The 6,407-nt window shown below is 35.5% G+C and carries 5 protein-coding genes; all 5 read right to left on the minus strand.

What is annotated here, in order from left to right:
• Nucleotides 1-5 precede the first annotated feature (5 nt).
• On the minus strand, nt 6-2,675 hold the full coding sequence (locus ACTNES_RS05825; RefSeq protein ID WP_441038829.1) for an ATP-binding protein: 2,670 nt from the start codon (nt 2,673-2,675) through the stop codon (nt 6-8).
• A gap of 21 nt (nt 2,676-2,696) precedes the next feature.
• Nucleotides 2,697-3,359: a hypothetical protein gene (locus ACTNES_RS05830; RefSeq protein ID WP_441038830.1), complete on the minus strand. Its 663-nt coding sequence runs from the start codon at nt 3,357-3,359 to the stop codon at nt 2,697-2,699.
• A gap of 83 nt (nt 3,360-3,442) precedes the next feature.
• Nucleotides 3,443-3,679 (minus strand): hypothetical protein, encoded by a 237-nt coding sequence (locus ACTNES_RS05835; protein ID WP_296156563.1) that lies wholly within the window; start codon nt 3,677-3,679, stop codon nt 3,443-3,445.
• 65 nt (nt 3,680-3,744) lie between these two features.
• A complete protein-coding gene (locus tag ACTNES_RS05840; protein ID WP_441038832.1) occupies nt 3,745-4,515 on the minus strand; it encodes a CFI-box-CTERM domain-containing protein in 771 nt (256 codons plus the stop codon).
• A gap of 369 nt (nt 4,516-4,884) precedes the next feature.
• Entirely contained in the window at nt 4,885-6,129 is a 1,245-nt protein-coding gene (locus ACTNES_RS05845) for a TM7S3/TM198-like domain-containing protein (protein ID WP_441038834.1), read from the minus strand.
• Nucleotides 6,130-6,407: the final 278 nt, after the last annotated feature.

Here is a 6,407-nt window from a genome sequence, read left to right on the forward strand (position 1 = left end):
TACTTTTATTTCATAAGCGAGTTTTTTATCTGTATATTTTTAATTGGAATGTCAGTACCATAACGAATTTTTCTCCATAACTGACATTTAACGCACAAAAACAGTTCCGGTGAAAACTCCTCTCCATTCAATTCAGCTTTAACAATTTTTGTTATAGATGCAAATGTTTTTAGCAAAGGTGAAAAATCCTTCATCCCAACCTTAAAGTATTTATTAAATATTCTTCTTGCAATTTCTTTTGCTAATATTCTCCTGTTATAGTCGCACCCCTCTTTACATGTATTAATGTAACTACATTCTGGGTAAGGTCGTAACATTTCTCTGCGATTTTTCCAATATGTAGTTAACTGCCGGACATTTTCGTCTGACAATGTTATGGAAATGTTGTTTTCTAATCTATAGTCCGGAGTAATTATTTCCTCAGGCTCCTCTAACCTGTTAAAAAACAGAAAAGCTTCTCCTGGTTTTAATCTGGAAAGCCTGCCTATTTGAGCTTCATCCATGTTCATACTATCAGCTATAATTTGTTTGTCTGTTGACTCGACAAGTCTGAAGACCATTTTCATATCTGTTAATGCAACTACATCTGTCGAGACCTTTCTTGGTGATTGATCCGCAATAATAATGCCTACACCGTATGAACGAATCTCTGCAAGCATTCTTTTTAACAGATTTTTCGCTATTGCGCTTGGATTAGCTTCACCCTGTCCTGCATTATCTTCTGCATCAAGAAGCACGTGTGCTTCTTCAAGTAAAATAACATTTTTCAAACTGTCTTCACCAAAATAATTTGCATTTACATATGCTAAAATCGAAAGAAGTAACAGAGATATAATCAATGCCTTTTCATCGCTGTTCTCAATCGCTGCTAATTCTATGATCGTTGGTTTCTCCAGAATATCCTGAATTGGAATAGAATAATAATTATCAAACAAATTTATTAGACTGTTCAGCCTGACAACTCCTGCACGTCCTATGTTCCTGGCATCCCCCGTATATCCTATTTCATCAAATGTTTTCTGAAAACATTTAATAAAATCACATATATTGAAGATTTCTCCCCTATCATCAATTGTATATGTATCCAACCATTTAAAATCCGAATAACAATTATTTATCGTTTCTTCAAAAATCTTATCTAATGGTGTTGTCATAGATACTGCTGCAGAAAAAGCAGTTTTTAGTGTTGATTTATATGTTTCCAGTTTTACATTTTTAGGCGGAACAAACGGATTAAACACGAAAGGAGATATAAAGTTTTTTCCAGGTGTAAATATCTGAATGTCAGGAATGCTCTGGACTAATGCTCTGTATTCGTTTTTTGCCGGTTCTATTACAAGAAATGGCACGTGATGTTTCTTCCACAATCTGTCTAAAAGACTGACTGAAAAGGTTGTCTTACCAGAACCAGGGGTTCCAACAATAAGCATATGCTTAGTCAGGTCTTTCAATGAAATCCCTATAGAATCTTTTACAGTTGCTTTTAACTTACCAATTTCAATATCGCCGGCATTGATCAGATTTTCTCCATAGGTTTTACGTCCTGAATCTGATCTGTTTATCGGTAATCCGGCTGCAACTTTTTGCGTACCAATTGGAAGTCTGAAAAAACCCGAAGCTTCCTCAGCTGTAACAATATATGGAAAACGAAAGAAATTCTGGTACTTATTTCCATAATTCACCAATGAACTTCTTTGTGTTTGTGATATAAATTCGCTAGCAAACCAGGGAAGTGCCATATAATTCTCAGCAATTTCTATATTTAAGAAATCCAACGAAATCTGTCTTAAATTAACAGAAACCGTGGGATCATACGAAAAAATGCTTTGCACTTTTGAGGAAATATCCTCAGCCGCCGACTCCTCAGACCAAATCAAAACATTGTATAAAAACAGAGCATTATTTCTATTACTCTGATAATATTTATATGTATCGGCCATAATCTCAGCAGCTGAGAAACTCAAATTTCCTATTCCTTGAGCCATTACACCCTTGCTTAAAGTATCTAACATCTGCGTACACTGTGTTAAAGCAGCTATTTCTGTTACATCATATTTGGTAGGCATAATGCTAAATGAGACAGCACTATATGGATGTTCAATAAGACTTCCAATCATACCACTCAAATCTGGTGAAAAAGCTTCCAGACGGTCATATGCATAACAGGAAGGCAACATACGATTTTGCAGGTACTCTTCCCGTTCATCTCTTACAATTGATCTGATTGCTCGTTCTGGAATATTAGACAGGACAGTCTCCAGATTTTCATACGGATAATTTTCAAATCCGTACTTATGCAATTTTAAACTGGTAGTACTGGCTGACAACAGCCTGTCCAGCTCTTCTTTTACAGTCTCTATTTTCCCACATAGGGAACGGAAAATCAGAAATATCCTTATTTTAGCCTTATATGGCTGGTTTTCTACAGGTTCAGTAAGCCACAATAATTCCAGACTTATTTCCGCCTCTTCATCACGATTTAAAAGCACATTATATGTCTGATACACCTCTGTTAAAAGTGCGCCAAAGTCACGCCTGTATTCTTCCTCTATAGACTGCCCTTGCAGGTATTCGCCACTCTTAAGAACATTCACATCTGGAATCTGCGTAATTTCAATTATCTGAATGCCTGCAAACTGACCGTTTTCCAGTTCTGCAATTTTTTTCTGATCCATACATCCGTTCCTCCATTGCCTTTATATTTCCTGCTTTGAAATCAATACAAGTTGATGCAGCATAGCCATGTGTAATTCAACAGTATCTTTATCTTTACATAGAGCCGCATTTTTGATTGTTCTGCATTCTTCTAAAAAATTTTGCTCCATCCCATGTACAAATGTTTTTTCCGATTTTAAAATCATATTCAGCTCATCTTTCATTTCATCTATCTCGAATTCACTCATTTCCGGAAAAAGTGAATGTATAAGCTCTAATTCCATAAGTACTCTTTCAATAACTTTTATTTCTTTTTTTGATGGAACACCAGATATGGGTTTTGTCTCAAATCTCACATCCAGGCAAAGAAAAATAAAAGTCAGACATAAGAACCCAATATTAAGTATGATTCTGATTTTTTCCTCGGCAAAATCCGTAAGCATCATTAAACCATTGCTCCAGAATGCTATCTGAAATACAGTTGAAGTCATAGATGAAACACATTTTACAAAATGTTGTTTCAAAGACAAATAGCTAAAAATACCCGGACAAATCCATGACAATAAGAAAAAAAATATGATAAACGAATAGCTTATCCAATTCGTATTGTTTTTTTGAATTACGGGTAATTTCCAGTATAAAAAACTTCCTGCTGCAACAAACAAATTATTTATAATTAAAATACGAATACGTTTTTCTCTCATAACAGCACCTGAAAAAAGGTCAGATGTCAGACGGCAAAGCCTGCCCTAGCATCTGAACATCTGACCTTTCTTTATTCTTTTAATTAATCTTTTTTGAATACAAGCATATTCAGTTCAAAGTTATCATCACTGAGACCGACTATCAGTTTTCCAAGAAAACCAGCTTTTTTCGTGATCTGAATCGGAACGATACTATGAAGTTCCCAACCGCCAACTGCTTCACGAGAAATAATGTCGCCATAAGCAGCAACTGCATCTTTCATCTGTTCATATTTTTTTATAGCTAAGGCTCCTGGTCCTGGTACACATTTATACTGCATAACTCTTTCCTCCTAACAGTAAAAACTTGATTATATTCATGAACCGACAGGTGTTCTGAAATACTTTACCATTTTTTATCTTCATATGGCGTGCTCTCAACACCTTCGTTCTGCAGTCTTTCAACCATTGTGTCAAGCTTTTCACGCCCTATTTTCTTAAACCATCCTGTGTTTCCAAACAGTCTTACAACTGCTGGGCTGACTGTATAATAAACTTTAATAAACAATCGTCCATGCCATGTTTTTGCAAGCGTATTGTCACGAAATCTACGAAGAGTCCATACTTCCGGACAATCATAAGAACCATAAACAGCAGTTGCGACATAGCAGCCACCTTTCGATGAATTTGACTGATTATTCGCATATGCCTGAATATCATCTACAATATGATTAACCTCTGAAGCATATTGTGACCTTTCAGGTTCTTCTGCATACTGAACTGCACGACGGCCATACTTCTGCACTGCTTCTGACAAGTCCTCATAATATTGCGGAATCGTTCTTTGCATTCCAGCGTTTTTATTTTTATAATAGGCAGCTATATCCACAGAACATCTAAACATCTCATAATATGCTTCAGAATTTTCCGGATCTATTTCAATGATATGCTTAAATGTTTTCATAGCACCATCATAGTCTCCGTCTTCTAGCTGATTAGATGCACGAACCATGGAACTTTTTATAGTTGCAATCCCATCAACCTCTACCTTGTATCTATGTATTGCTTCTGAAACCAGAATTTCTGTATTACAGTACCGACAAATCCCTTTTTCGAGATTCGGATCTAATTTCAATTGTCCACCACAATTAGGACATTTTGCATCTTTTAATTCCATCTCTCCACCACCTGACTTTTGTTGGTTTTTAATACAATTTTACAAAATTGGCTCTTTTTTTCAACGCTTCTGCACCATCAGCGTTTTTTCTGTCACCAACTGCATATAAAGGATACTCGTGACAAAATATATACTTGCATTTCTACAAACACCTCAAGATAAATTGAAACATATACCTTATGTCAGAATTAGCAGAATCCGAAGATACATTCTGGAATACGCCTTGCATCAAATATAGATTATCTCCCTTATTGTAGTAATTTTCCCAGCCATTCAGTATGAACCAAGACGACAAACAATTTTCTCATTCTACTTTTTCGTCTTGCCCTTTCTCCTCCAGGCTTTTTCATATCACGTAATTTTTCCTTCTTAGTTTCTTGCTTTTTTTAAATACATTAATCCAAATGCCGTTACCACTATTCCAATCCACCGAAGACAATTGTACATATCTACCGTCACTGAAAAATATTGATAGCACATAAACTCACTAATTGCAGGAAACCAGCAAATCGCTACAATACACATCGTAATAATCTTTGCTTTATCATTGTGTATACATCGATCCAGAAGCAAGAAAATAATCCACGGAATACAATATTTTAAAATATTGGCAAGTGCGTTTCCAATACCATTGCTCAACGCATAACTGTAATCATAACTACTCATCTGCATGAACCATACAAGAAAACTTACCAGATAAAATAACTGATATATAGCTGAAACTTTAGTTTCATAACACATGACAAAATAAATTACGCCTCCAATGAACACACCTTCCAACAGTACACCTAAATATGCTCTGAAAACCCCTGTATTCATTAAAAACATTGCATATGCTTCTGATTCATAATTTATACTATTTAAAAAACCATTAACTCCAAATGTAATAATTGGTACAATCACCATCAGCTTTTCATATGTACAAAGATTGGAACTTCCAAGCTTCTGTGCATCAGCACCCGCGAAGATACTTGCCACAGATTCAAATGAAAATGCTACTTTTTTTAAGCCACTTCCAAGGCTTGTATTTTCCATGTTCTTCAATGATTTCGACTGGACAATGATTCCAGCAACTGCTGTGGCTATGGTTAATAGTACTGCAAGTGCGCTTCCACCTTCATAATATCCATATACAATACCTGAAGTATCTCCGAACAGCCATACATGATTTATCATGATTGCGCCTACAATTGCAGTTTCGCAGATAAAAGCATATCTGTAATACAGCCATGTTACATATCCCATAATTCCTGAAACTATCAGAGCAATGACAAATGCGGCTGCAAAGCTGATATCCTGAAGTGCAATTCCTACAATGATTATTGTTATTATCAAGGTAAGTAACACCACCTGTATCGTGACCAACAATCGTTCCAATTTCCAGGAAATCACTGCCAGAATGACTCCGACTGCCAGTGCTATGATTATAGCAAATGTATCGTTGATATCATCAACCGTTCTGCTCATAACCAATATGAACATCATGAGATAGGCAAACGCAATTCCAAAGCAGAAACTATACACTATCTGTAGTCCTCTCTTAAAGCGAATTCCAAAAAAGCAAAACAAAATCCCCACTAAAATAATCAATACATCAGCTGCATTCATTTTCATACCCCCTCAATTTTCCTTTACTTTTAATTATACTTTTTTTTAACGTAGCGGTAAACCACTTTGCATCAATAGCACTATTTGTGTAATGAATAGTATATCACTTGCTCTCATTCCTCAAAGTGTTTATAATGGAACGAGGGTCCTTTTCATTGGATTTATTAATTTTTACTCAAACTTCCCACACCATTTGGTGTGCTAAACCTTGAAAAATCAATATTTTAACCCATAAAAAAGGCATAAATCACTTGCATGTGGTATAATTGAATTGTCAAAAACAA

The sequence above is a fragment of the Blautia sp. HCP3S3_D9 genome, assembly GCF_052063845.1.
Lineage (GTDB): Bacteria > Bacillota > Clostridia > Lachnospirales > Lachnospiraceae > Blautia_A.